The following is a 22,172-nucleotide window of genomic DNA, read 5'->3' on the forward strand; positions in this document are numbered from 1 at the left end:
GTCACCTGGGCCCTCAGTCGAGCGTCACCGCCCCGGCGGCGGCTGCCGCTTCCCAAGGCAGACGCGGGATCTGGGTGGCAAGCTTTCCGCCGCTCACGTCGATGAGGGTGCCGGTGATGTAGCCGGCCAGATCCGAGGCGAGGAAGCATACCAGGGTCGCCACCTCGCGCGCCTCCCCCCAGCGCCGGATCGTCAGCGTATCGAGGAGCCGCCGCTGATGCGCAGGAGGCGCCTCCGCGAAGTGATTCATCTCGGTGGGGATCATGCCCGGCGCGTAGCAGTTCACGGTGATGTTCCACGGCCCGAGCTCGCCCGCGAGCACCCGGGTGAAGTAGTGCACGCCCGCCTTGGACGCGGCGTAGGCGGCGCCGCCGGCGATGGGCAGGATGGCGGCGAACGACGCGGCATTGATGATGCGGCCGCTCCGCTGCCGCTTCATCACCGGGATGACGGCACGGCACGTGAGGAACGTGCCCTTGCAGTTGACGTCCTGGTTGAGATCCCAGGTCTCCTCGCTGAGCTCCTCGACCAACCCGCCCGGCGCCACGCCGGCATTGTTCACCAGCACGTCGAGGCGACCCTCCTCGGCGACCACCGCCGCCACCACCTCCGCGATCCGCGCGGCGTCGCGCACATCGCACCGATGCGCGCGACCGCGCCAGCCCGCCGCCATCCAGTCCGCGTCGACCGCCTCCAGATAGTCCGGGCGCAGGTCGGTGACATGCGTGATGGCGCCCTCGGCGGCGAGGGTGCCGGCGATCTCGCGACCGATGCCACGGCCCGCGCCGGTGACGAGGGCGACCTTGCCTCGAAGATCGATCTGCACGATGGAGTCCTCCCCCGCCGGCGATCCGGCGGCCCAGGCATGAGCTGCGGCGTCGCGCGCGGCGCGCCGCCCGCATCGTAGCATCCGGCGTCGCGACGGCTCGCCGGTGTAGAATGCCGCCGCCATGCCGCCCACCCTTCTGGTGCTCCCGCCCGTCTCGCCGACCGCGCGGGGCTGGGCCACGCGCCTCGCCGCCGCCCTGCCCGCCCTCCGCGTAGTGGTCGCGGAGGACGAGGCCGCCGCCGCCGCGGCCATGGGCGACGCCGAGGCGGCCTTCGGTACGATCTCTCCCACGCTCCTCCGCCGGGCCGCGCGGCTGCGCTGGCTGCAGGCGCCTCAGGCCGCGCCGCCTGCCGGCTACTACTTCGGCGAGCTCATCGCCCACCCGGTGGTCGTCACCAATTTCCGGGAGATCTACAACGATCACATCGCGGCGCACATCATGGCCTTCGTGCTCGCGTTCGCCCGCGGCCTCCATCACTATCTACCTCAGCAGCTGCGCCGCGAGTGGCGGCCTCACCCCCTCGACTCGGGCGTCGTGCACCTGCCCGAGGCCACCGCGCTCATCGTGGGCGTGGGCGGCATCGGGGCGGAGACGGCCCGGCTCGCCGCGGAATTCGGCATGCAGGTGATGGGGGTGGACGCGCGCCGCCGGGACGCCCCGCCGGGCGTGCGGAAGCTCGACGGCCCGGACGCGCTCGACTCGCTCCTGCCCCTCGCCGACTTCGTGATCCTGACCGTCCCGCACACGCCGGAGACCGAGGGGTTCATGCACCGCGCGCGCTTTCAGCGCATGAAGCGCAGCGGCTTCTTCATCAACATCGGGCGGGGCCTGACCACCCGGCTCGACGATCTGGTGGCGGCGCTCCGCGCGGGCGAGATCGCGGGGGCGGCGCTGGACGTGTTCGAGCAGGAGCCCCTGCCCGCCGATCACCCGCTGTGGACCATGCCGGGAGTGCTGATGACGCCGCACACCGCGGGCTACGGCCCCTATCTCGACGACCGGCGCTTCGAGATCCTGCTCGACAACAGCCGGCGATTCCTCGCCGGCCAGCCGCTCCGCAACGTCGTCGACAAGACGCGCTGGTTCTAGTGCCGGCTCCGGCGCGCCTCCGCGCGCTCGGGCGAGACCGGCGGGGCCGGCGCCTCCACGATGGCCGCGGTGCCGTCGGCACGGGGCTGCACCACGAGGCGGCGCGCGTGGAAGGCCCCCAGCGTTCCCCGGTGGCCGACGCTGAACATCATGGTGCCCGGCAGCCGCTCGCGCATCAGGGCGTAGAGGCGCGCCTCGTTGGCCTCGTCGAGCGCCGAGGTCGCCTCGTCGAGGAAGAGCCACTCCGGCCGCTGCACCAGCGCCCGCGCGAACGCGATGCGCTGCTGCTCACCGGGCGAGAGCTGCTGCGCCCAGTGCCCCTCCTCGTCGAGGCGGCTGGCGAGCCCGGGAAGCCCCACCGCCTCCAGCGCCTCGCGCAGGATCTTGTCGTCCATGCCGCCGCCCGCCCCCGGGTACGCGATCACCTCACGGAGCGACCCGATGGGGAGATAGGGCCGCTGGGGCAGGAACAGCACGCGCGCGTCCGGCGCAATTCGGATCTCCCCGTGGCCAAACGGCCAGATCCCGGCGATGGCGCGGATCAGCGTGCTCTTGCCCGACCCCGACGCGCCGCTCAGAAGCACCGACTCGCCCCGCGCGAGCGACAGGTTGATGTGCTCGATGAGGGGATGGCCGTCGGGCCGGTCGATCTTCACGCCCTCCACGGTCAGGCGCGCGGGGCGCCCTTCGGTGACGCGCACGCCGGTGTCGCCCGCGTGCCAGCGCACCGCCTCGAGCGTGCGGTCGAAGCCGGCGAGCCGCTCCACCACCGCGCACCAGGCCGCGATCTCCTTGTACGACTGCACGAAGAAGCTGAGCGCGTCCTGCACCTGCTGGAAGGCCTGGCTGGTCTGCATGAGCCCGCCCAGCCCCAGCTCCCCGCGGAAGTAGCGCGGGGCCGCCACGATCGACGGCACGATCCACGCGCCGAGGCCGTAGCCGGACGTGAAGTACGTCATGCGCTTTTGCCGCCGCATGATCCCCCACCAGTTCGACACCACGTCCTCGAAGCGCTGGCGGAAGGTCCGGAGCTCGTCCGACTCGCCGCGATAGAGGGCGACGCCCTCCGTGTTCTCGCGGAAGCGGACCAGGCTGAACCGGAAATTGGCCTCGTAGCGCTGCCGGTCGTAGTTCAGGCGGACGAGGGGACGGCCGAGCAGGTCGGTGAACCACGTGCCGCCAACCGCGTAGAGCACCGCGACCCACACCATGTAACCGGGCACGTGAATCGTGGACCCGCCCACGGACATGGCGAAGGTGCCGGAAAGGCCCCACAGGATCGCCACGAATGTCACCAGGGTCACGACGGCGCGCAGGCCGCCGGTGAAGAGCCCGAGGGTGTGGGCGGCGAGCAGCCCCACGTCCTCGGCGATCCGCTGATCGGGATTGTCGGTCCCGCGCGCCATGAGCTGCATCCGGTAGTAGGCGCGGTCGGCGAGATAGGCGTTCAAGTAGCGATTGGTCAGCCACCGGCGCCACCGGATCTCGAGCATCTGGTTCAGGTACGTCTGGTAGACGGCGAGGAAGATGAAGATGCAGATCAGCCAGGTGACCCGGAAGAGCTGGGCGCGGAACGCGACGATGTTCTTGTCCTGGAGCGCGCTGTAGAAGGCGTTGTTCCACTGGTTGAGCAGAACGGCGAGGTACACCATGCCGAGCGTCAGCAGGACGACGGCGAGGAGCAGGCCCCAGGCGGCCCAGCGGTCGTCGGAGAACCAGTACGGGCGGATCAAGGCCCACGCGCGGGGGAGGGTCCGGCGGAGGCTGACGCGCTGGGGCGGCGGGTCCGGGACGGGATTAGCCACGAAAGGCATGCGCTTGAAACCCTCCGTGGCAAGATCCATAGTGAGATGTCACGATGTGATCTTACAGGACTCGGCTCCGACAACGGCGATCGGACCGTCGCGGGGGCCGATTTCGCGGGGGACTTGTGGCATACCTATCGTTGCTGCGGATCCAGCGACGGAGGCTAGCGATGCGCACGCATAGCGTTCCCCTCCTGGCCCTCTTGCTCATGGTCGCCGGGTGCGCACCGTCGCTGATGCCGCCTTCCCAGGCGGCGGCGGTCAGGCATCGTGACCGCGCGCTCGCCGCCCGCGCCGACGCCATCCACGCGACCATCAAGGACTCGGGGCGGACGGGCGCGCTCGCCTACCTCGACGGCGGCGACGGACAGCTGGTCGTGCTGCCCGGAGACAGTCCCACCGACGCGTGGGCTCGCTTCACCGCCTCGCCCGATAGCGCGAAGTCCCGGGGCACGATGCCGGCCGTCCTCACCTACGTGCACCGGGCGGACATTCCTGCTCCGCCCGAGGCGATCAGCCTGAGCGCGCTCGAGCAACAGCAGGCGCTGCGGGTCTCGGTGGCCTCGCTGCAGACCGAGCTGGCGGGCACCCACCGGAACATCGAGGACCGCCTGGGCGCGGTGGGGCGCGAGCTGCGCGAGACCATCGAGACGAGCCGGCGCGAGGCCGACGCCGCCCAGGCCGCCGCGCGGGCCGACGTGCAGCGCGCCCTCGGCGCCTTCGCCGACGACCTGAACAGCGTGCGCCGGCTCCTGCTCCAGACCGCCCAGCTCGGGTGGCTCAATCACGAGCTCGCGGTGGAAAACGCCGGCGGCGTTCGCAAGGTGGCCACGGCCAGCCAGGAGCTCGCGGCGAGCTCGGCGCGGCTCGAGGACACGATGCGCCAGCTCTCGGACACCCTGGCCGGCCAGCTCAAGGAGCTGGCGGCCCGCCTCGACAACATCCAGGGCAAGGTCACGAGCCTGAAGTGAGGCGTCTGTCCCTCGCGTTCGCGCTGCTCCCCCTGCTTGCGGCCCGTCCCGCCCCCGCCGGCGAGTGGGAGACCCTGCGCGACAACTACGACGGGGCGCTGAAGACGTATGCCCGGCGGATCGCGGAGATCGAGGCGCGGGAGCGCGCGATCCAGGATCCCACCAAGCGGGCCGACAAGCTCACGCGCGACCGGATCGCGAGCCTCGACCCCTCGCTGAAGAGCGGTCCCCGTCCCCGCAGCCTCGCCGAGGCGACCGACCGGGCCGCGGCGGACCCGAGGGCCCTGCCCGAGGTCTCCCGCCTCCTCGGCGAATATCTCGACGGCGCGGGCGCGGAGTGGCAGGCCGACGGCGCGGAGCGGCGCAAGATGCGGGATGCCCTCGCGGCCCTGCAGAAGAGCCTTGACCGCGCGGGCGCCAGCCTCGACCGGGTCACCGAGGTCGCGGCCGCCACCAAGCGGCGCGTGCCCCAATCGGGAGTGCCCGCGAAGATCGCGCACATGGAGGCGGAGGCGAAGGCCCGGGCGACGTGGCAGCAGGAGCAAGCCACGCGCGATCGCGAGCGCAAGGAGCGGGAGCGTCAGGCGGGGGAGCGCGAGCGGGGCGTGCGCTGATCGCGCGCTCGCCGAGCGCGCCTTAGAGCTGCAGCTGGCCGCCGACGACCCGGGCGTAGTAACCCTGCTGCGCGAGCAGGTCGTCGGGCGATCCCATCTCGGTCAGCCGGCCGCCATCCACGACGAGCACCTTGTCCACCCGGCGAATCGTCGTCAGGCGGTGCGCCACCATCAGGGTGGTGCGACCCCGCATCAGCGCGAACAGGCTCGCCACCACCTGCGCCTCGCTCTCCACGTCGAGCGCGCTCGTGGGCTCGTCCATCAGGAGGATGGGGGCGTCCTTGAGGAAGGCGCGCGCGAGGTTGATGCGCTGCTTCTCGCCGACGGAGAGGCGCGCGCCGCCGTCCCCGACGACCGTCTGGTACTGCTGCGGGAGCTTTTCGATCATCACGTCGGCGCGGGCGGCGTGCGCGGCGGCCTCGATCTCCGTCATCGTCGCGTTCGGCTTCCCGTAGGAGATGTTCTCCGCCACCGTCGTGGGAAGGATGATCGGCTCCTGGAGCACCAGGGCGATCTGGGCGCGGAGGTCTTCCAGGCGGAGGTCGCGGAGATCCACGCCCTCGAGCTGCACGGCGCCGCCCACGGGATCGAAGAACCGCGGCAGCAGGTTCAGCAGGGTGGTCTTGCCCGCGCCGCTCGGACCGATGATGGCGACGGACGTGCCCGCCAGCAGCTTGAAACTCACGTGCTGCAGCACCGGCCGCTTGCTGTCGTAGGAGAACGACACGTCGTCGTAGGTGACGTTGCCGTACACGGGCAGCGGCCGGCGAAGCCCGCCCGCGGACGCGCCCCCGTCGGCGTGGAACGAGTGCTCCGTGAACATGTGCTCCGCGGACGGGGGCATCTCGTCGGCCCCGTCGGCGTCCCGCCCCAGCACCACCGGCCGCGCGTCCGCGCGGCTCTTCACTTCCTCCGGGGTGTCCAGGATCTCGAAGACCCGCCGCGTGCTCGCGCGCGCGCTCGACAGCGTGGCCCCCATCTGGGAGAGCTGATGGAGGGGCTCGAAGAGCTGCGCGACGTAGGCCAGGAAGACGAGCAGCTCGCCGACGGTCAACGACGAGCTCAGGACCTGCCGGGCCCCCACCCAGGTCACGCCCAGCGTGCACGCGCTCAGGATCACGGAGATCGAGCCCCAGTAGACGACCTCCAGGCCCTGCTGCGCCATCTTGTGCTGGCGCGCTTCCTCGGTCTGGGCGGTGAAGCGCTCGTGCTCGTGGTGCTCACGCGCATGGCTCTGGATGAGCGGCAGCGCGGTGATGCCCTGATGGATCAGCGAGTACACCTTGCCCTCCGCCTGCTGGGCGGCGGTGCCGCGCATCCGCATGGCGCGACCGAATACCTTGATGGAGAGGATCAACACGGGCACCGCGACCAGCGCCACCGCGGTGAGCTGCAGGTTCAGCCTTGCCATCGCCACCGCCATGAAGACGAGTGTGCCGGTGGCGCTGACGAAGATCAGCAGGCCCTGGAGGAACAGGGTCTGGAAGGCGCAGGTGTCCGTGCCCGCGCGGAAAATGATGTCGCCGGCCTCGGTGCCATGATGGTAGCGCAGGGACAGCCGCTGCAGCCAGCCGAAGACGTCGTCGCGCACGCGACGCAGCCCGCGGAGGCCCACGTTGATGGAGAGGTACACGTGGCCGGCGCACGCGGCGGCGTGCACCAGGTGCAGCCCCAGCGCCAGGCCGACCAGCGCGGTGATGAGGGCCGGCGCGCTCCAGTCGTGCATCGTCGAAGGCAGCCATGCCGGATAGGGCTTGCTGCCCAGGACGCTGTCGACCAGGATGGCGAGAGGCCAAGGCTTGAGCAGGTTGAGACCGATGCTCAGCAGCAGCAGGCCCAGCGTCAGGCCGACGCGGCCGGCATCGGGCCGGAAGTAGCCGAGCGCCCGGAGCAGTTGCCGGAAGCGCCCCGATGCGGTGGTTACGTCGCGGGATTGCCCTGGAGTGTCCATGTTCCTGAAATGCCCCAGGCAGCAAGGCACGTGCCATGGGGTCGACGGGAAGACAGGTCGGCCGGAATGCACCCGGAGCAACGGATTTCCGGGATCTGAAATCCGGCAGGGTCCGGTCGGGAGGGTCTCATCGAGTAAATCCTACACGAACCGGTATGTAGGGCCGCCGAAGATCCAAGACGGCTCTCCGCCCGACCTATCGAGCCTATTCCGCGTGCAGTGGCGCCGGCGCATCGTCCTCCCGGGGGCCTCCCTTCGGCGCGTCGATCCGCACGCGCCGAAGGAGCGGCAACAGCCCCAGCGTTCCGCAGAAGAGGAGGAAGAGCAACCAGAAATCGTCGGCGAAGGCCAGGAGCTCCGCCTGCCGTGTGACTTCCCGATAGAGGGTGCCCAGCGCCTGCCGCTCCGCCGTGAAGGCATCCGCGCCGCGGTCGGAGAAGTGGCGGGCCCAGGCGCGAAGGCGATCGGCGGTCTCGGGATCCCAGACGTTGACGTGGCCCACCAGGGTGGCTTGATGCTCCTGGCTTCGCCGGGCGAGGAGCGCGGTCATCACGGACACCCCGATGGCGCCCCCCAGGTTCCGCACCACGTTCAGCGCCGCAGTGGCGTTGCCCATTTTCTCGCGCGCGATGGTGGCGAGCGCGATGGTGTTGAGCGGCACGAAGATGAAGCCGACGCCCGCGCCCTGGACGAACCGCGGCCAGGCGAGCGCCCAGTAATCCATGCTGAGCGTCACCTCGGACATCACGTACACCGCGTAGGCGTTGAGCACGCAGCCGAGCGCGAGGAGCCAGCGCTGGTCTATTCTCGTGATCAAGCGGCCGGCGACGAGCAGCGAGACGAGGTTGCCGACGCCGCCGGGGGCAAGGACGAGGCCGGACGTCCACGCATCGTAGCCCAGCACCCGCTGCGTGAACAGGGCGAGCATCACCATGCTGGAGAAAAAGCCCATCATAACGACCAACATGATCAGACTCGACGCCGCGAAGTTGCGGTCGGCGTAGACGGTGAGGTCGAGGATGGGCTCGTCGGCGATCAGCTCGCGGATGAGGAAGCCGATCAGGGTGGCCGTGGCCAGCAGCGCGAGGAAGATGATCACCGACGACTCGAACCACTCGTTGCGCTCACCCTGGTCGAGGAAGAGCTGCAGGGACAGGAAGCCCACTGCCATCAGCACGAGCCCCCAGATGTCGATGCGGCCGGGCCGCCGGAGATAGGGCGGATCGAAGAGCACCGCGCTGGCGGCGAGGAAGCCCACGAGCCCGATGGGCACGTTGATGTAGAAGATCCAGCGCCAGGACCAGTTGTCGGAGATCCACCCGCCGAGCGTCGGCCCGAAGATCGGCGCCATCATGATCCCCACGCCCCACGCAGCCATGGCGGTGCCGCGCTGCCGGAGCGGGAAGATCTCCCACATGATGGCCTGCGACAGCGGCATGAGCGGGCCGCCGCCGATGCCCTGGATCATACGGGCGACCAGCAGCACCCAGATGTTGGGCGCAAGGCCGCACAGCACCGACGCCAGGGTGAAGGTGACCGTGCACGCGAGGAAGAAGCGCTTCCGCCCGATGACCCCGGCGAGCCATCCGGTGGCGGGCAGGATCACGGCGTTGGCGGCGAGGTACGAGGTGAGCACCCACGACACCTCGTCGACCCCCGCGGACAGCGAGCCCTGGATGTGCGGGAGGGCTACGTTCGTGACGGTGACGTCGAGCACCTGCATGACCGTCACCAGCATGACCGAGCCGGTGATGGCCCACTTCCGCGCCGAGCCGACGCCCGACTCGCCGATCGGCAGCGCGGCGGCGGCGGTGCTCACACGCGCTCGAGAATGTGCAGGCCCCGCCCCCGGTCGATGAGGTAGATCAGCCCGCGCTCGTCCACGCACACGTCGTTGCTCGATACCCGCGTAGAGCCCTCCGGGACCGGCGGGAGGAAGTGCGCCACCTCGCGGGGGGCGTGCGGGCGCGCGATGTCCACGATGCGCAGCCCGTGGGCGAACCACGCCACCGGGATCTCGGTGCCCGTCACGCGCTCGCTGGGCTGATGGCACCCGGTGAACTCGGGCTGCGGCTCACCGTCCACGCCCTCGACCTGGAAGCTCGCGAACGGCGTGGGACGCCGCTCGTCGGTGATGTCCACGAGCCAGAGGAACGACGGCGGGCCCGGCTCGAGCTTGGCCACATCCTCGTCGGCCACCACGAGCACGCGGCGGCCCTGGAGGGGAAAGGGCACCGGCAGGGCGGTGTGCGTCGGGGTGATGAAGGGCGGGCTCCAGTCGAGGCCGGAGACGAACCGCGGCTTCGCCATGTCCGCGATGTCGAGGATCACGAAGCCCCCGTGCCAGTAGCTCACGTACAGCCGATCGTCGAGGCGGATCGGATGATGGCAGCGGTGCTGGCGTCCCGACCACGTGGGCGTCTCGCCGCCGCCGGTCCACTGCCCCGGCATCCACCATCGCCCGACCTCCTGGGGTCGCCTCGGATCGGCGAGGTCGAGGATCATCACGATGTTCCCGACGTAACCCTCCAGCTCCGGGGAGATGTAGGCGTAGCGGCCGTCGAAGGTGAAGCGATGCACGCCGAGCCCGCCGCAGCGCCAGAACGCGAGCTCGCGCGGGCGCGCGGGATCGGAGAGGTCGAAGACGAGGAGGCCGCCCGCCTCCTTGCGCGCGTCGCCGCCGTGGCCCTCGCGATTCACCAGCATGAGGCGGTTCGCGGCGCGAACCTTGTGCGAATGCGTGCCCGGCGGCACCTCGAGGCTGGCGAGGAGGCGCGGCGAGGCCGGATCGCGCACGTCTACCACGGAGGTCCCATGGGGCGCTTTCATGTGCGCGATGCACGCGACGGCGCCGTCCACCACCACCTGCCCGCCGCCCGGGCAGTCGAAGTACGCGACCTGCCGCAGCCCCCGGGCGCTCGCGCCGCTCACGCCCGGCATTATATACGCGCCGCCACCTTGACACCCGCGCGTCGCGGTGCTGAAGTCGGACCCACGCATGGCCGAGATCGTCGCCGCCGCGCTCACCGCCCACGCGCCCCTGATCACCGGCCGCCCCGACGTGTCTCGGCCCGAGCAGCGCGACCGCCTCTACGCCGGCTTCCACGAGCTGCGCCGCCGCCTCGCCGCGGCCCGGCCCGAGCTGCTGGTCCTCTTTGTGAACGATCACCTGCAGAACTTCGCCTACAACAACCTCCCCGCCTTCTGTGTCGGGCTGGCCGAGCGATACGAGGCGCCGAGCCCGGGCGGGGCGGCCCTCATGCGCCTCACCCCGCGCACCTTGCGGGGCCGGCCCGACTGGGCGATGGCGCTGCTGGAAGCCGGCCTCGCCTCGGGGATCGATTTCGCATATTCGTACGATATCGAGAGCTGGGACGAGATGTCGGTGCCGCTGCACTTCCTCCTGCCCGACGGCGAGACGCCCGTGGTGACCATATATACGAACTGTGCGGCGCCGCCGCTGCCCGCGCCGCGGCGCTGCCGCGAGGTCGGCGCCTTCGTGGGCGACTTCATCCGCGCGCGGCCCGGCCGCGAGCGCATCGCGCTCATCGGCACCGGCGGGCTCTCGCACTGGGTGGGCACGCCCGAGACGGGACGGATCAATCCCGAGTGGGATCACTGGGTGCTGGACCAGATCACGCGCGGCGACCTCGATCCCCTGGCCCGCCTGACCTGGGACGGGATTGAACGTGACGGGGGCAACGGCGGCCAGGAGGTCCGCAACTGGATCGGGCTGCTCGGCGCCGTCCCCGGCTGGAAGGGCGAGGTCCTCGCCTACGAGCCGGTGGCCGAGTGGATCACCGGCTGCGCCACCGTCTGGGTCCACCCGTGATCAAGGTCTCGTACCCGCTCAACCGGCTCCTCACCGCGGTCGCCCGCCAGCACCAGATGAAGGAGAGCCTCACCGACGAGGAGATGGCCGGCCACGATCTTTCCGCCGACGAGCGCGCTGCCCTCCGGACCGGCGACATCCGGGCGCTCTACGAGCTGGGCGCCAACCCGTATCTCATCCGGCGCGTGTTCCGCCGCCGCTTCACCATCTGACCCATGACCCGATCCCGCTCCGCAGTGGCTGCCGTCACCGTGTGCCTGACCCTCGTCACCGCCGCCGTCCTCGGGAGCCTCCTCGCCGCCGAGGGCCAGACCCCCAAGCGGGGCGGCGTGCTCCAGTCCGTGCTGATCGAGGATCCGCCGGGGCTGCTCGTGCACGAGTCGGCCACCGTGTCCAATGTCTGGCCCATGTCGCCGTGCTACTCGAACCTGGTCTTCTTCCACCCGCAGAAGCCCCTCGAGAGTGCGGACACCGTGATCCCCGAGCTGGCGGAGAAGTGGTCCTGGCAGGACAATTACCGGAACCTCGTCTTCTTCCTCCGCAAGAACGTGCGCTGGCACGACGGCAAGCCCTTCACCTCGCGCGACGTCAAGTACACGTTCGACGTGGCGCGGGAGGCGCCGGACGCGCCCGCAAAGTTTCGCCTCAGCGCCAGGAAAGACTGGTGGGCCAACGTCGAGGCCGTCGAGGCCCCTGAGCCGCATACCGTGGTCTTCCGGCTCAAGCGGCCGCAGCCCTCGCTGCTGCTCATGCTGGCCTCCGGCTACTCGCCGGTGTATCCCGCTCACGTTCCGCTGGGCGAGCTCCGCCAGAAGTGCGTGGGCACGGGCCCGTTCAAGTTCAAGGAGTGGCAGCGCGGCCAGTCGGTGGAGCTCGAGCGGAACCCCGACTACTTCATTCCCGAGCGCCCCTATCTCGACGGCATCAAGTACACCGTCATCTCCGAGCGCGGGACGCGGCTCGCCGCGCTCCAGGCCGGGCGGCTCGATGCCTTCGTCCCCCTCGAGATGACCAAGGCCATGGCGGACGCCGCGAAGAAGAGCGCGCCCAATCTCGTGATCAGCGAGGTGGGGCAGAACGGCAGCGACAACGTGATCCTCAACGTCAAGCGCGCGCCCTTCGACAATCCGGCGGTCCGGCGCGCCGTCAGCCTCGCCATGGACCGGCAGGGCTACGTGCAGAGCGTGCGGCACGGGGGGGCGGTGGTCGGCGTGGGGCTCATGCCGAAGCCGCTGGGGATCTGGGGGCTCAGCGACCCCGAGCTGCGCACGCTGCCGGGCTATCGCGGCAGCGCGGTGGACAAGGTCGAGGCGAAGCGCTTGCTCGCCTCCGCGGGCTTCGGCCCCGGCGGCAAGCCGGTGAAGGTGGAGCTCTCCACGCGCACGCTCTCCATCTATCTGGACGTCGCGTCGTTCGTGGCCGATCAGCTCCATCAGATCGGGATCGAAGCCACCGTGAAGCAGATGGACTCCGCGGCGTGGTTCCCCGCCCTGGCCCGGCGCGACTATCAGATCGGCGGCAACCTCACCGCGGGCGGCTTCGACGATCCCGACGCGTACTTCTTCGAAAACTACAAGTGCGGGTCGTCGCGCAACTACAGCGACTACTGCAACGAGGAGGTCGATCGCCTGATCGACCAACAGTCGCAGGAGCTGGACCGGGCCAAGCGGCTCAAGCTCGTGCTGGAGATCCAGCGCCGCCTCGAGGCCGACGTCGCCCGCCCCATGCTCGGCTGGCGCAAGGAGTACTTCGCGCACTATCCCCACGTGAAGAACCTCGTCCCGCACAACGCCCTCTACAACTACGGGCGGATGCAGGACGTGTGGCTGGACCGGTGAGCGCGCTGAGTCCGGGCGCCGCGAGCGGGGCGCCGTGAAGCGCCGACACTTTCTCGTCGGCGCGGGGGCGGCGGTGGGGTGGCCGGCGGGGGCCGCGGCGCAATCGGCGCCCCCGCGGCCGCATGTCGGCGTGCTCGTCGCGGAGTCGGCGCCCCACCCCTTCACCGAGGCGTTCCGGGCAGGCATGCGCGAGCTCGGCTACGTGGAGGGGCGCACCGTGACCATCACGTGGCGATACGCCGACGGCCTGCTCGAGCGGGCCGTCGAGCAGGCGGCCGAGCTCGTGCGGCTCAAGGTCCGCGTGATCGCCGCGCACCACACGCCGGCGGTCAAGGCGTCGATGAGCGTCGGCGGCGGGGTCCCGATCGTGATGGCGCCGGCGGGAGCCCCCGTTCAAGCGGGTCTCGTGAAGAGCCTCGCTCAGCCCGGCGGCAACGTGACGGGGCTGTCGTCCATGGAAGCGGAGCTCGGGACCAAGCGTCTGCAGCTGCTCGTCGAGATCATTCCCGGCCTCAAGCGCGTGGCGCTGCTCGGCGCCCGCACCGACCCCTTCACGAAGCCTTTCGTCGGTGATTTCCGGGACGCGGCCAACCGCATGGGGCTTCAGCTCCAGCCCGTCCTGATCGACGGCGTCTCCGACTTCGACAACGCGTTCGCCGAGATGGCCAAGGCGGGCGCGCAGGCGGTGGTGATCCAGCCCTTGTTCCAGCCGCACAGCGCGCACGTCCTGGAGCTCGCCGGGCGGCACCGCCTCGCGGTGATGTCGAGCTACCGCGACATCACACAGGCCGGGGGCTTGCTTTCTTACTCCGCCGATCATGCCGCTTACTTCCGCCGAGCGGCCAACTTCGTCGACAAGATCCTCAAGGGCGCGAAGCCTGCGGACCTTCCCGTCGAGCAACCGGACAAGTTCGAGCTCGTGGTCAACCTCAAAGCCGCCAAGGTCCTCGGGCTGAACGTGCCTCCGTCCGTGCTCGCGGGGGCCGACGAGATCATTCAGTGAAGCTGGCGACGTGGCGCGGCGGCAGTCGCTTCACGCTGGACGAGGCGCCGGACCCGGTGGCCGGGCCGGGCGAGGTGCTGGTAGACGTGCAGGCCGCGGGTATCTGCGGCACCGACATCCACGCCACCCAGGGGCTCTTCCCGTGGCAGCCGCCCCTGGTGATGGGCCACGAGTACTCCGGGGTGATCCGCGCCGTGGGGCGCGGGGTGAGCGCGCGGCTGATCGGACGTCCCGTGGCCTGCGAGCCCTCGCAGGGTTGTGGCGCGTGCCCAGCCTGCGCGGCCGGCCGCGTCTCCCAGTGCCCGCGCGCCCGGCGCATCGGCGGCTTCGCGGAGCGGGTGGCGCTGCCCGTGATCTGCGTGCACCCACTGCCCCGCGGCCTCGATCCCGTCACCGCCGCGCTCACCGAGCCGGCGGCCTGCTGCCTGGCCGGGCTCGAGATGTTCCGGATGCCGCGAGGCGCCACCGTGGTCGTGATCGGCGGCGGCATCATGGGACTTCTCACGATGGCGCTCGCAAAGCGCCGCGGCGCCAGGCGTTTGATCCTCTCCGACCCGATCGAGGAGCGGCGAGCCATCGCACGCCGCCTGGGCGCGGGGATCGTCGTGGATCCGACTAGGGAGCGCCTCGCCGACCGCGTGAAAGCGGTCACCAAGGGCGTGGGCGCCGATGTCGTCTGCGAGGCGGTGGGCAAGCCCGAGCTGGTGGCCGAGGCCCTCACCCTGGTCAAGACCACCGGCATCCTCCAGCTGGTCGGCGTCAACCCGAAGGGCGCCAAGCTTCCCATCGACCTCTATGACGTCCACTACCGGGAAGTTCGTATCCACGGAGCCTACGGCCGCGGCACCGCCTTTCGCCGCGCGCTGGCCGCGCTGCCGCGGCTGCGCGCCCGCAGCCTGATCACCGCGCGCTTCCCGCTCGCTCGCATCGAGGAGGCGTTCGCCCATGCGGCGGCCGGGCGCGGCGCCAAGACCGTCATCACGCCGGGCGCGGGCTAGCGTCCGGACATCATCCAGGAGGGCTCGTCATGGAGCAGGAGCTGGCCTCTCGTGTCGCCATCGTCACCGGCGCGGGCCGCGGCATCGGCCGCGCGACCGCGCTCGAGCTGGCCCGCCTCGGGGCCGACATCGCCGTGGCGGAGCTGGACCGCGTCACGGCCGATCGCACTGCGAGCGAGTTGAAGGGGCTCGGCCGCCGCGCCCTCGTCCTGCCCACCGACGTGACCTCGCCTGCCGCGCTGGCCGGCATGGTCGAGCGCACCAAGGGCGAGCTGGGCCGCATCGACATCCTCGTCAACAACGCCGGCATCTACCGGGCGGCGGCCACGCTCGAGGTCACCGAGGAGCACTGGGACTCGGTGCTCGACATCAACGCCAAGGCGGTGTTCTTCGCGAGCCAGGCCGTGCTCCCAGTGATGATCGCGCAGAAGCGCGGCGTCATCGTGAACCTGGCCTCGCTGGCGGGCAAGATCGGGAGCAAGACCAATTTGCCCTACAACGCGAGCAAGGCCGCGGTGGTGAGCATGACCAAGAGCCTCGCCCTGGCGCACGCCGCCGACGGCATCCGGGTGAACTGTGTGTGCCCGGGCTTCGTCGAGACCGACATGTGGGCCAAGGTCGCCAAGGAGCAGGGCGCGCTCCTCGGGATGAGCGCCGAGGAGTTCACGCGCCAGCGCGCGGCGTCCGTGCCGCTGGGACGGATGGAGAAGCCCGAGGACGTGGCGAGCGTCATCGGCTTCCTCTGCTCCGACCGATCGGGCTACATGACCGGTCAGGCCCTCAACGTCACCGGCGGCGTCATCATGCACTGAGCCCCGGCGCGCGCTCACGCGCGCGAGGGCACGACGTAGCCGTAGCGGAGATTCGAGCGCCCTTCGCCGCGCGCCTCGTATTCGGCCTTGAGGCCGGTCAGGCGGTCGCGGGGGCCGCCAAGCTCGGCCGCCTTGTTGAAGCCGTAAAGCCGCGCCGCGTTCTCCCCGAGGATGGCCCGCTTCACGGGGCCGTCGGCGGGCCCCAGCGGCGCCCAGCCGTAGCGCGTCTGCATGTCCTCGGGAATCTCGAGCCGCCGCAACCCCTCGATCTGCCACTGCGGCGCGCCCGTCCACACCGCGTCGGTGCCCCAGATCACATGGTCCGCGCCCATGCCGCGCACGAGCATGCCCATGAGGGCCGCGGTGACGCGCGGCTGGGCCACGGTGGTCTGCGCGAAGAGCTGGCCGAGATCCGCGTAGACGTTCTTGACGCCGTACTTCGCCGGGATCTCCGCAAGGTCGGTGACCCAGTCCACGCGCCCCTCCCGCTCGAACTGGGCGAGTGCGTCCGCGGGATTGCCCCCGCCGGGAAAGCGGTAGCCGCCGTGATAGATGATGAAGTTGAGCCCCGGCCAGTCGCGCGCCGCCTTGCCCACGTCGCGCACGTCGCAGTAGGGCCGGAGATGGGGGAAGCGCATCTCCACCGACGGCGGGAACAGCCCCTTGTGCACGCACACGTTCACGAGCCCGGCCTTCTGCATCTTCTCGTAAGCCGGGTACACGAGCTTCTCGTCGTCCATGCGCCAAGGGTGCCTGCTGAGATCCTTGTTGGTGTTGTCGCCGATGGTATAGCCCTTGAAGGAGTCGGGCTTGAGGTCGGCGATGGCGCGGTCCATCTCCTCGAGCCAGCCCGGATAGCCCGGCGTGAAGATGGCGTGGCTCATCATCCGCCGCGCGCCGAGCCGGGCGTTGACCTTGTCGCGCGCGGCCGCCGCCATGTCATTGGTGAGGAACCAGTCCTGGGGCACTTCCGACGGCGCGCCCGAGAGCAGCGCGACCTTGGTGTCAGAGTCCAGGAAGATCTCCTTGAAGTAGTTGTCGGCCTTCAGATCCTCGAGCGTCTGGGGCTTGCCCGCGAGGGCCGGGTTCCACCCCGCGCGGCCCACCGCTTCCCGCTGGCGCACGAAGCCCTCGAGCCGCGTGTCGTCGCGGAGGAAGTGCGTGTGCGTGTCCATGACGAACTGACCGGCGAGCGCCTTCGCGCGGGCCACGGCGGCGTCCGAGTCGGCGGCCTCGGCACGGCTCGCGTCGAAGAGCCGCCCGTACACCTCGTTCATCGCGACGAACGCGGCAGCCATGCCGCTCGCCGTCTGGAAGAAGCGCCGCCGCGTGATCCCGCGTCGCCGCGCCTCGGTGTCGGCAATCTCCACGACGCGCGCCTCGACCTGCCGCTGCGCGGGGCTCTGCGGCGAGGGATAGTACTCGTCGCTCGAGACGACCTGGGTGGGCACGGGGCCGGGGAAGGCCGCGGTCTCGGCAGGGTGAAGGGACGCCAGCTCCTCGTCGCTCAGCAGTCGCATGGGCTCGTCCTCCTCCTCGCGCGCTGGCGAGTCTAGCACGGCGTCTTGAACTCATCCTCCCGGCCCGCTACTCTGCCTCCATGAATCCACTGCGGCCCGCCGATCGCTACGTCGTCGCCAACGGCCTCCGCCTCCACTGCCTCGACTGGGGCGGCGACGGCCCCCCGCTCCTCCTGCTCCACGGCTTCACGGGCCACGCGCATGCCTGGGACACGCTGTCGATCGCGCTCCAGCCGCACTTCCACGTGTATGCCCTCGATCAGCGGGGCCACGGGGAGAGCGACCCCGCGGAGGTGTACAACCCGGTCGTCGCCTTCGACGACATCAACGGCGTCCTCGCCGAGCTCGGCCTCACCACGCTCACCGTGATCGGCCTCTCCATGGGCGGGCGCAACGCGATGTACTTCGCCTCGAAGCGCCCGGAGGCGGTGCGGCGCCTCGTGATCGTGGACATCGGCCCCGAGATCAGCAAGAAGATGTCGCAGGCGCCGCCCGGACCGCCCGAGCCCGAGACCTGGGACTCGATCGAGCAGGCCGCGCAGCATCTCCTCCGCGGCAATGCCTATCCCGGCATCCACTACTACCGCTGGGTCGCCTCCCACAGTCTCAAGGCCCGGCCGGACGGGCGCCTGGTGTGGCAGTGGCATCCGAGCATCAAGGAGCGCCGCACCCAATCGGACATCGACTGGTGGGCCCTGCTCAAAACGATCTCGGCGCCCACCCTCGTGCTGCGCGGCGCCGAGAGCCCGATCCTGGACCGCGACGTGGCCGAGCGCATGGCCGCCACGCTGCCCGACGGCCGCTTCGCGGAGATTCCGCGTGCCGTCCACACGCTGCACGAGGACAATCCGGACGCCGTGCTCGCCGCCCTGCGCGCGTTCCTCGCGTTCTGAGCGCGCCCTCCGTGCACGCCGCGCGCGCGCCGGGCCCGACGTCGCACACGTATTTCTCCCAGCGGCTGCGCCTGCACTACGTGAACTGGGGCAATCCCGGCGGGCGGCCGCTGCTCCTCGTCCACGGCGGGCGCGATCACTGCCGGAACTGGGACTGGACCGCCGCGGCCTTCCGCGACGAGTGGCACGTGATCGCGCCCGATCTCCGCGGGCACGGCGATAGCCAGTGGTCGCCCGACGGCAGCTACACCATGGCCGGCTACGTCTACGATCTCGCCCAGCTCATCCATCAGCAGCGCCTGGCCCCCGTGACGATCATCGCCCACTCCCTCGGCGGCGCCATCGCGCTCCGCTACGCGGGCATCTATCCGGAGACGGTGGCGCGGCTGGTGGCCATCGAGGGCCTCGGGCCGCCGCCCGGCGCCATCGCCGCGCTGCGCGACGTGCCCATCGAGACGCGCATGGACAAGTGGATTCAGGAGCAGCGCGGCCTGGCCGGCCGCCTGCCCCGCCGCTATCCGTCCATCGAGGACGCCTTCCGCCGCATGCAGGAGGAGAACCCGCACCTCACCGCCGCGCAGGCGCGTCATCTCACCGAGCACGGCGTGAACCAGAACGAGGACGGGACCTATAGCTGGAAGTTCGACAACTACGTGCGCGCGTGGTTCCCCTACGACATGCGCGGCCAGGACATCCAGCGTCTGTGGAGCCGCATCACCTGCCCCACTCTGCTCCTCTACGGCAAGGAGAGCCGCTCCGGTGATCCGGCCGCGGACGGCCGCGCGCGCCACTTTCCCCACGCGCGGGTGGTCGGCATCGACGGCGCGGGCCACTGGCTCCATCACGACCGACTGGACGTCTTCCTCCAGACGGTGCGCGACTTCCTGAGCGAGCGCTGACGCGAGCCCCGACCGGGCGCGGCGGGCCCTCCCCTTCGCCCGCGACCTGCGGTATGCTGGGCGACGGTTTCCGGAGCCCTTCACTCAACCCCTCACCTCCGACTCAAGGAGATCCGGTCATGGCACAGCTCACTGTTCCCCTCGATGCCGCCCGCTTCGGGAAGGGTCTTCCCTGGAAGGACTACATGGCCCAGATGGGCGACACGCGGGCCCGCACCGAGGACAACTACGCGAAGGCGACGCTCACCGACGAGGAGCGCTCGTTCTTCAAGAACCCGGCGCTCGGCAAGGTGAAGTACGCCCTCATGCTCGCCGAGAACTGGTGCGGCGACGTGCACCGCAACTCGCCCCTTCTCGCTCACATCTGCGAGGCCATGCCGAACTGCGAGATGCGGGTGTTCTTCCGCGATCAGAACCTCGACATCACCGACCTCTACCTCAACAACGGCTACCGCTCGATCCCGGTCATCGTCTTCTTCGATCAGAACTGGAACGAGATCGGCCACTGGATCGAGCGTGCGAGCGCGGCCACCCAGAAGATGATGGCGCTCCGCGCCAAGACGGTGGACGTGGCGCCGGCCGATCAGCAGGAGGCGGCGACGGCGGAGTTCCGGAAGCAGTACCAGGCGTTGCACGAAGGTCCCAACAGCCCCTGGCGCGAGGCGGTGAAGGAAGTGCGCCAGGTGCTGGCGACCCGGCTCGGGCTCCTGCCCCCGGACGCCAAGAAGTAGGTCGCGCACGATGCGGGCGACGGCCGAGACACTGCGCCGGCTCACCAGCGCGATGCTGCGCGCCGGCGGCAGCGGCGGCGAGGAAGCGGAGCTGGTGGCGGATCATCTCGTGCAGGCCAATCTCGCCGGGCACGACAGCCACGGGGTCGGCATGATGCCGACCTACGTCCGCAACCTCAAGGCCGGTCTGGTCGTCCCGAACACGCGGGCCAAGGTCGTGAAGGACGACGGGCCCATCGTCATGCTGGATGGAGGACGCGGCTACGGGCGATGCGTGGGCGGGGAGCTGATGACCGCCGCCATCGCCCGGTGCCGTCAGACGGGCGTCGCGGTGGGGACGCTCGCCAACGCGCATCACGTGGGACGGGTCGGCGCCTACGGCGAGCTCGCCGTCGGCGCCGGCCTCGTCTCGCTGCACTTCGTCAACGTCAGTGACCACCGCGCCCTCGTGGCCCCGTTCCGGGGCAGCGACGGGCGCTTCTCGACCAATCCCATCTGCATCGCCCTCCCCGCCACCGAGCGGCAGCCCCCAGTGCTCCTCGACATGGCGACCAGCGAGATCGCGATGGGGAAGGTACGCGTCGCGAAGAACGAGGGAAAGCTCGTCGCCGAGGGCGCCCTCATCGACGCCGCCGGCCGCCCCACCCGCGACCCTAACGTCATGTACGGGGAGCCGTCGGGATCGCTCCGCCCCTTCGGCGAGCACAAGGGCTATGCGCTCGCCGTCGTCACCGAGCTCCTCGCCACCGCGCTCACCGGCGGGCCCAGTATCCAGCCCGACAACGCGCGGCTGGGCGGCATCGTCAACAACATGCTCTGCGTGCTTCTCGATCCGGCGCGCCTCGCGGGCCTCGAGTGGTTCCGCCGCGAGCTCGACGGCTTCGTGAGCTACGTGAAGGCGTCCCCGCCCGCGGCCGCCGCCGCCGTGCTCGTGCCCGGCGATCCCGAGCGCCAAGCCCGGGCCGAGCGCGGCCGCGACGGGATTGACGTCGACGCGACGACGTGGGAGGAGATCCTTGCCGCGGGCGAGGCGGTGGGCCTGCCCCGCGCGCAGGCCGAGGCGCTCGTCGCCTGAGGTGAGCGCCCCGCCCCGCCCGGCCGACGAGCTGCCCCTCACCGGCTACACCGTCCTCGACCTCACGCGCGTGCTCGCCGGGCCTTACTGCACGCGCATCCTCGCCGACATGGGCGCGCGGGTCATCAAGATCGAGCGGCCGGTCGAGGGCGACGACATGCGGCGCAACTACATGCAGCTCGAGCCCGGGCGCACCGACCAGTCGAGCTACTTCACGCGCGTCAACGCCGGGAAGGAGAGCGTGGCCGTGGACATGGCCAAGCCCGAGGGCCGGGCGGTGATCCACGACCTCGCGCGGCGCGCCGATGTCTTCGTGGAGAACTTCATGCCGGGCGTGTCGGCCAAGCTCGGCTGCGACGAGCCGACGCTGCGCGCGCTCCGGCCCGACCTCGTGTACTGCTCGATCTCCGGCTTCGGCCAGACCGGACCGTGGCGCGCGCGCCCGGCCTTCGCCCACATCATCAACGCCGCCTCGGGCCTCATGCACCTCGAGCAGGGCGACGAGCCAGCGCCCCGCGCCTCGAACCTCCAGGCGGCTGACGTGCTCGCCGGCACCCACGCGGTCGGCGCCATCGTGGGCGCGCTGCTCCGTCGCGGCCGCACCGGTCGGGGCGCCCACCTCGACGTCTCGATGCTGGAGGCGCTGATCAGCGCCGACAGCGTCACCTACGCGGCCGTGCTCAACGGGGGCGAGGAGGCGGGCAATCCACGGCCGGGCATGGTGGTGGCGCCCATCGGCGCGCGCTGCCTCGCCATGCAGTTCGTGGGGTCGGGCGAGCTCTGGCCGCGGCTGCTCGCGCTCATGGGGCGCCCCGAGCTGGGCAAGGATCCGCGCTTCGACACGGCGGACCAGCGCCGCGCCAACTGGCGGGTACTCCGCGAGATCGTGGTGACCTGGCTGCAAGCGACCTACCCGAGCGTGGAGGCGGCCCTGGCCGCGCTGGCGGATGCGCGCATTCCTTGCGCGCCGGTGCTCCGGCCCGCCGACCTCGTGGCGGAGCCGCACCTGGCCGAGCGGGGCTTCTTCCCCTCCGTCCCGCATCCCGCCCGCGGATCCGTGCGCATCACCTCGACCCCCTACCATCTCGATCATCGGCCCATGGAGCCGCGCGGGGGGGCCGCGTACCGCGTGGGCGAGCACACCCGTGACGTGCTGGTGCGCGACCTCGGCTATAGCGCCGCGCGCATCGAGGCGCTGCGGCAGGCGCGCATCGTCGACATTCCCTGATTCCTCCCCGACATTTCCCCGTCATTTCCCGCGCCCAAAGCGCGGTTTAACTCGACCTATGGGATAGACTGAGCGGGCGGAGG

The 22,172-nt window shown here is 70.7% G+C and carries 20 protein-coding genes; 14 read left to right on the forward strand and 6 right to left on the reverse strand.

The window, feature by feature from the left end; genetic code table 11:
- Nucleotides 1–13: 13 nt before the first annotated feature.
- Nucleotides 14–952: an SDR family NAD(P)-dependent oxidoreductase gene (locus VFX14_21610; protein HEU5192296.1), complete on the reverse strand. Its 939-nt coding sequence runs from the start codon at nucleotides 950–952 to the stop codon at nucleotides 14–16.
- Here VFX14_21610 and VFX14_21615 point away from each other — a divergent pair.
- Nucleotides 951–1,919: a D-2-hydroxyacid dehydrogenase gene (locus VFX14_21615; GenBank protein HEU5192297.1), complete on the forward strand. Its 969-nt coding sequence runs from the start codon at nucleotides 951–953 to the stop codon at nucleotides 1,917–1,919. The two genes, VFX14_21610 and VFX14_21615, sit on opposite strands and share 2 nt — an antisense overlap.
- On the opposite strand, the gene VFX14_21620 is transcribed toward VFX14_21615, so the two are convergent.
- A complete protein-coding gene (locus VFX14_21620) occupies nucleotides 1,916–3,733 on the reverse strand; it encodes an ABC transporter ATP-binding protein/permease (protein HEU5192298.1) in 1,818 nt (605 codons plus the stop codon). The two genes, VFX14_21615 and VFX14_21620, sit on opposite strands and share 4 nt — an antisense overlap.
- A gap of 161 nt (nucleotides 3,734–3,894) precedes the next feature.
- On the opposite strand from VFX14_21620, the gene VFX14_21625 reads away from it, so the two are divergent.
- Together VFX14_21625 and VFX14_21630 are read left to right on the forward strand one after the other, a co-directional pair.
- Nucleotides 3,895–4,695, forward strand: a complete 801-nt coding sequence (locus tag VFX14_21625) for a hypothetical protein (GenBank protein HEU5192299.1) — start codon at nucleotides 3,895–3,897, stop codon at nucleotides 4,693–4,695.
- Entirely contained in the window at nucleotides 4,692–5,309 is a 618-nt protein-coding gene (locus tag VFX14_21630; GenBank protein HEU5192300.1) for a hypothetical protein, read from the forward strand. The genes VFX14_21625 and VFX14_21630 overlap by 4 nt, the downstream gene beginning before the upstream one ends.
- Before the next feature lie 22 nt (nucleotides 5,310–5,331).
- Here VFX14_21630 and VFX14_21635 read toward each other — a convergent pair whose 3' ends face one another.
- From VFX14_21635 to VFX14_21645, 3 genes are all read right to left on the reverse strand, one after another.
- Complete coding sequence (locus tag VFX14_21635; GenBank protein HEU5192301.1) at nucleotides 5,332–7,260, reverse strand: ABC transporter ATP-binding protein; 1,929 nt, start codon at nucleotides 7,258–7,260, stop codon at nucleotides 5,332–5,334.
- 205 nt (nucleotides 7,261–7,465) lie between these two features.
- Nucleotides 7,466–9,079, reverse strand: coding sequence for a DHA2 family efflux MFS transporter permease subunit (locus tag VFX14_21640; GenBank protein ID HEU5192302.1), 1,614 nt, complete (start codon nucleotides 9,077–9,079; stop codon nucleotides 7,466–7,468).
- On the reverse strand, nucleotides 9,076–10,191 hold the full coding sequence (locus VFX14_21645; protein ID HEU5192303.1) for a hypothetical protein: 1,116 nt from the start codon (nucleotides 10,189–10,191) through the stop codon (nucleotides 9,076–9,078). Before VFX14_21645 ends, VFX14_21640 begins: the two co-directional genes overlap by 4 nt.
- A 67-nt stretch (nucleotides 10,192–10,258) precedes the next feature.
- Between VFX14_21645 and VFX14_21650 the strand changes: the two genes are divergently transcribed.
- From VFX14_21650 to VFX14_21675, 6 genes are read left to right on the forward strand one after another with little or no spacing between them, the layout of a single operon-like run.
- Nucleotides 10,259–11,092 (forward strand): hypothetical protein, encoded by an 834-nt coding sequence (locus VFX14_21650; GenBank protein ID HEU5192304.1) that lies wholly within the window; start codon nucleotides 10,259–10,261, stop codon nucleotides 11,090–11,092.
- Nucleotides 11,089–11,304, forward strand: coding sequence for a hypothetical protein (locus VFX14_21655; protein HEU5192305.1), 216 nt, complete (start codon nucleotides 11,089–11,091; stop codon nucleotides 11,302–11,304). Before VFX14_21650 ends, VFX14_21655 begins: the two co-directional genes overlap by 4 nt.
- A 3-nt stretch (nucleotides 11,305–11,307) precedes the next feature.
- Entirely contained in the window at nucleotides 11,308–12,930 is a 1,623-nt protein-coding gene (locus VFX14_21660; protein ID HEU5192306.1) for an ABC transporter substrate-binding protein, read from the forward strand.
- A gap of 34 nt (nucleotides 12,931–12,964) precedes the next feature.
- On the forward strand, nucleotides 12,965–13,933 hold the full coding sequence (locus tag VFX14_21665) for an ABC transporter substrate-binding protein (protein ID HEU5192307.1): 969 nt from the start codon (nucleotides 12,965–12,967) through the stop codon (nucleotides 13,931–13,933).
- Entirely contained in the window at nucleotides 13,930–14,931 is a 1,002-nt protein-coding gene (locus VFX14_21670) for an alcohol dehydrogenase catalytic domain-containing protein (protein ID HEU5192308.1), read from the forward strand. The genes VFX14_21665 and VFX14_21670 overlap by 4 nt, the downstream gene beginning before the upstream one ends.
- 29 nt (nucleotides 14,932–14,960) lie before the next feature.
- Nucleotides 14,961–15,743 (forward strand): SDR family NAD(P)-dependent oxidoreductase, encoded by a 783-nt coding sequence (locus tag VFX14_21675; protein ID HEU5192309.1) that lies wholly within the window; start codon nucleotides 14,961–14,963, stop codon nucleotides 15,741–15,743.
- A 14-nt stretch (nucleotides 15,744–15,757) separates the two neighbouring features.
- Here VFX14_21675 and VFX14_21680 read toward each other — a convergent pair whose 3' ends face one another.
- Nucleotides 15,758–17,263, reverse strand: coding sequence for an amidohydrolase family protein (locus VFX14_21680; protein ID HEU5192310.1), 1,506 nt, complete (start codon nucleotides 17,261–17,263; stop codon nucleotides 15,758–15,760).
- Nucleotides 17,264–17,343: 80 nt separating this feature from the next.
- Between VFX14_21680 and VFX14_21685 the strand changes: the two genes are divergently transcribed.
- The 5 genes from VFX14_21685 to VFX14_21705 all read left to right on the forward strand — a co-directional run bounded on the left by VFX14_21685 (nucleotide 17,344) and on the right by VFX14_21705 (nucleotide 22,089).
- Nucleotides 17,344–18,156, forward strand: coding sequence for an alpha/beta hydrolase (locus tag VFX14_21685; protein ID HEU5192311.1), 813 nt, complete (start codon nucleotides 17,344–17,346; stop codon nucleotides 18,154–18,156).
- Between the two features lie 11 nt (nucleotides 18,157–18,167).
- Nucleotides 18,168–19,055, forward strand: a complete 888-nt coding sequence (locus tag VFX14_21690; protein HEU5192312.1) for an alpha/beta hydrolase — start codon at nucleotides 18,168–18,170, stop codon at nucleotides 19,053–19,055.
- Between the two features lie 119 nt (nucleotides 19,056–19,174).
- Nucleotides 19,175–19,786 (forward strand): thioredoxin family protein, encoded by a 612-nt coding sequence (locus VFX14_21695; GenBank protein ID HEU5192313.1) that lies wholly within the window; start codon nucleotides 19,175–19,177, stop codon nucleotides 19,784–19,786.
- Nucleotides 19,787–19,796: 10 nt separating this feature from the next.
- Nucleotides 19,797–20,861, forward strand: a complete 1,065-nt coding sequence (locus VFX14_21700) for a malate/lactate/ureidoglycolate dehydrogenase (protein HEU5192314.1) — start codon at nucleotides 19,797–19,799, stop codon at nucleotides 20,859–20,861.
- A 1-nt stretch (nucleotide 20,862) separates the two neighbouring features.
- Nucleotides 20,863–22,089 (forward strand): CoA transferase, encoded by a 1,227-nt coding sequence (locus VFX14_21705; GenBank protein HEU5192315.1) that lies wholly within the window; start codon nucleotides 20,863–20,865, stop codon nucleotides 22,087–22,089.
- The last annotated feature ends 83 nt before the right edge of the window (nucleotides 22,090–22,172 follow it).

This window comes from Candidatus Methylomirabilota bacterium (assembly GCA_035764725.1).
In the GTDB taxonomy this organism is placed as follows: Bacteria; Methylomirabilota; Methylomirabilia; order Rokubacteriales; family CSP1-6; genus DASRWT01.

Bases quoted from the DNA above. Each gene is read 5' to 3' on its own strand.
- VFX14_21675 (HEU5192309.1), top strand. From the start codon at position 14,961: ATGGAGCAGGAGCTGGCCTCTCGTGTCGCCATCGTCACCGGCGCGGGC.
- VFX14_21620 (HEU5192298.1), bottom strand. From the start codon at position 3,733: ATGCCTTTCGTGGCTAATCCCGTCCCGGACCCGCCGCCCCAGCGCGTC.
- VFX14_21700 (HEU5192314.1), top strand. From the start codon at position 19,797: ATGCGGGCGACGGCCGAGACACTGCGCCGGCTCACCAGCGCGATGCTG.
- VFX14_21680 (HEU5192310.1), bottom strand. From the start codon at position 17,263: ATGCGACTGCTGAGCGACGAGGAGCTGGCGTCCCTTCACCCTGCCGAG.
- VFX14_21650 (HEU5192304.1), top strand. From the start codon at position 10,259: ATGGCCGAGATCGTCGCCGCCGCGCTCACCGCCCACGCGCCCCTGATC.
- VFX14_21610 (HEU5192296.1), bottom strand. From the start codon at position 952: ATGGCGGCGGCATTCTACACCGGCGAGCCGTCGCGACGCCGGATGCTA.
- VFX14_21660 (HEU5192306.1), top strand. From the start codon at position 11,308: ATGACCCGATCCCGCTCCGCAGTGGCTGCCGTCACCGTGTGCCTGACC.
- VFX14_21685 (HEU5192311.1), top strand. From the start codon at position 17,344: ATGAATCCACTGCGGCCCGCCGATCGCTACGTCGTCGCCAACGGCCTC.
- VFX14_21625 (HEU5192299.1), top strand. From the start codon at position 3,895: ATGCGCACGCATAGCGTTCCCCTCCTGGCCCTCTTGCTCATGGTCGCC.
- VFX14_21695 (HEU5192313.1), top strand. From the start codon at position 19,175: ATGGCACAGCTCACTGTTCCCCTCGATGCCGCCCGCTTCGGGAAGGGT.
- VFX14_21635 (HEU5192301.1), bottom strand. From the start codon at position 7,260: ATGGACACTCCAGGGCAATCCCGCGACGTAACCACCGCATCGGGGCGC.
- VFX14_21615 (HEU5192297.1), top strand. From the start codon at position 951: ATGCCGCCCACCCTTCTGGTGCTCCCGCCCGTCTCGCCGACCGCGCGG.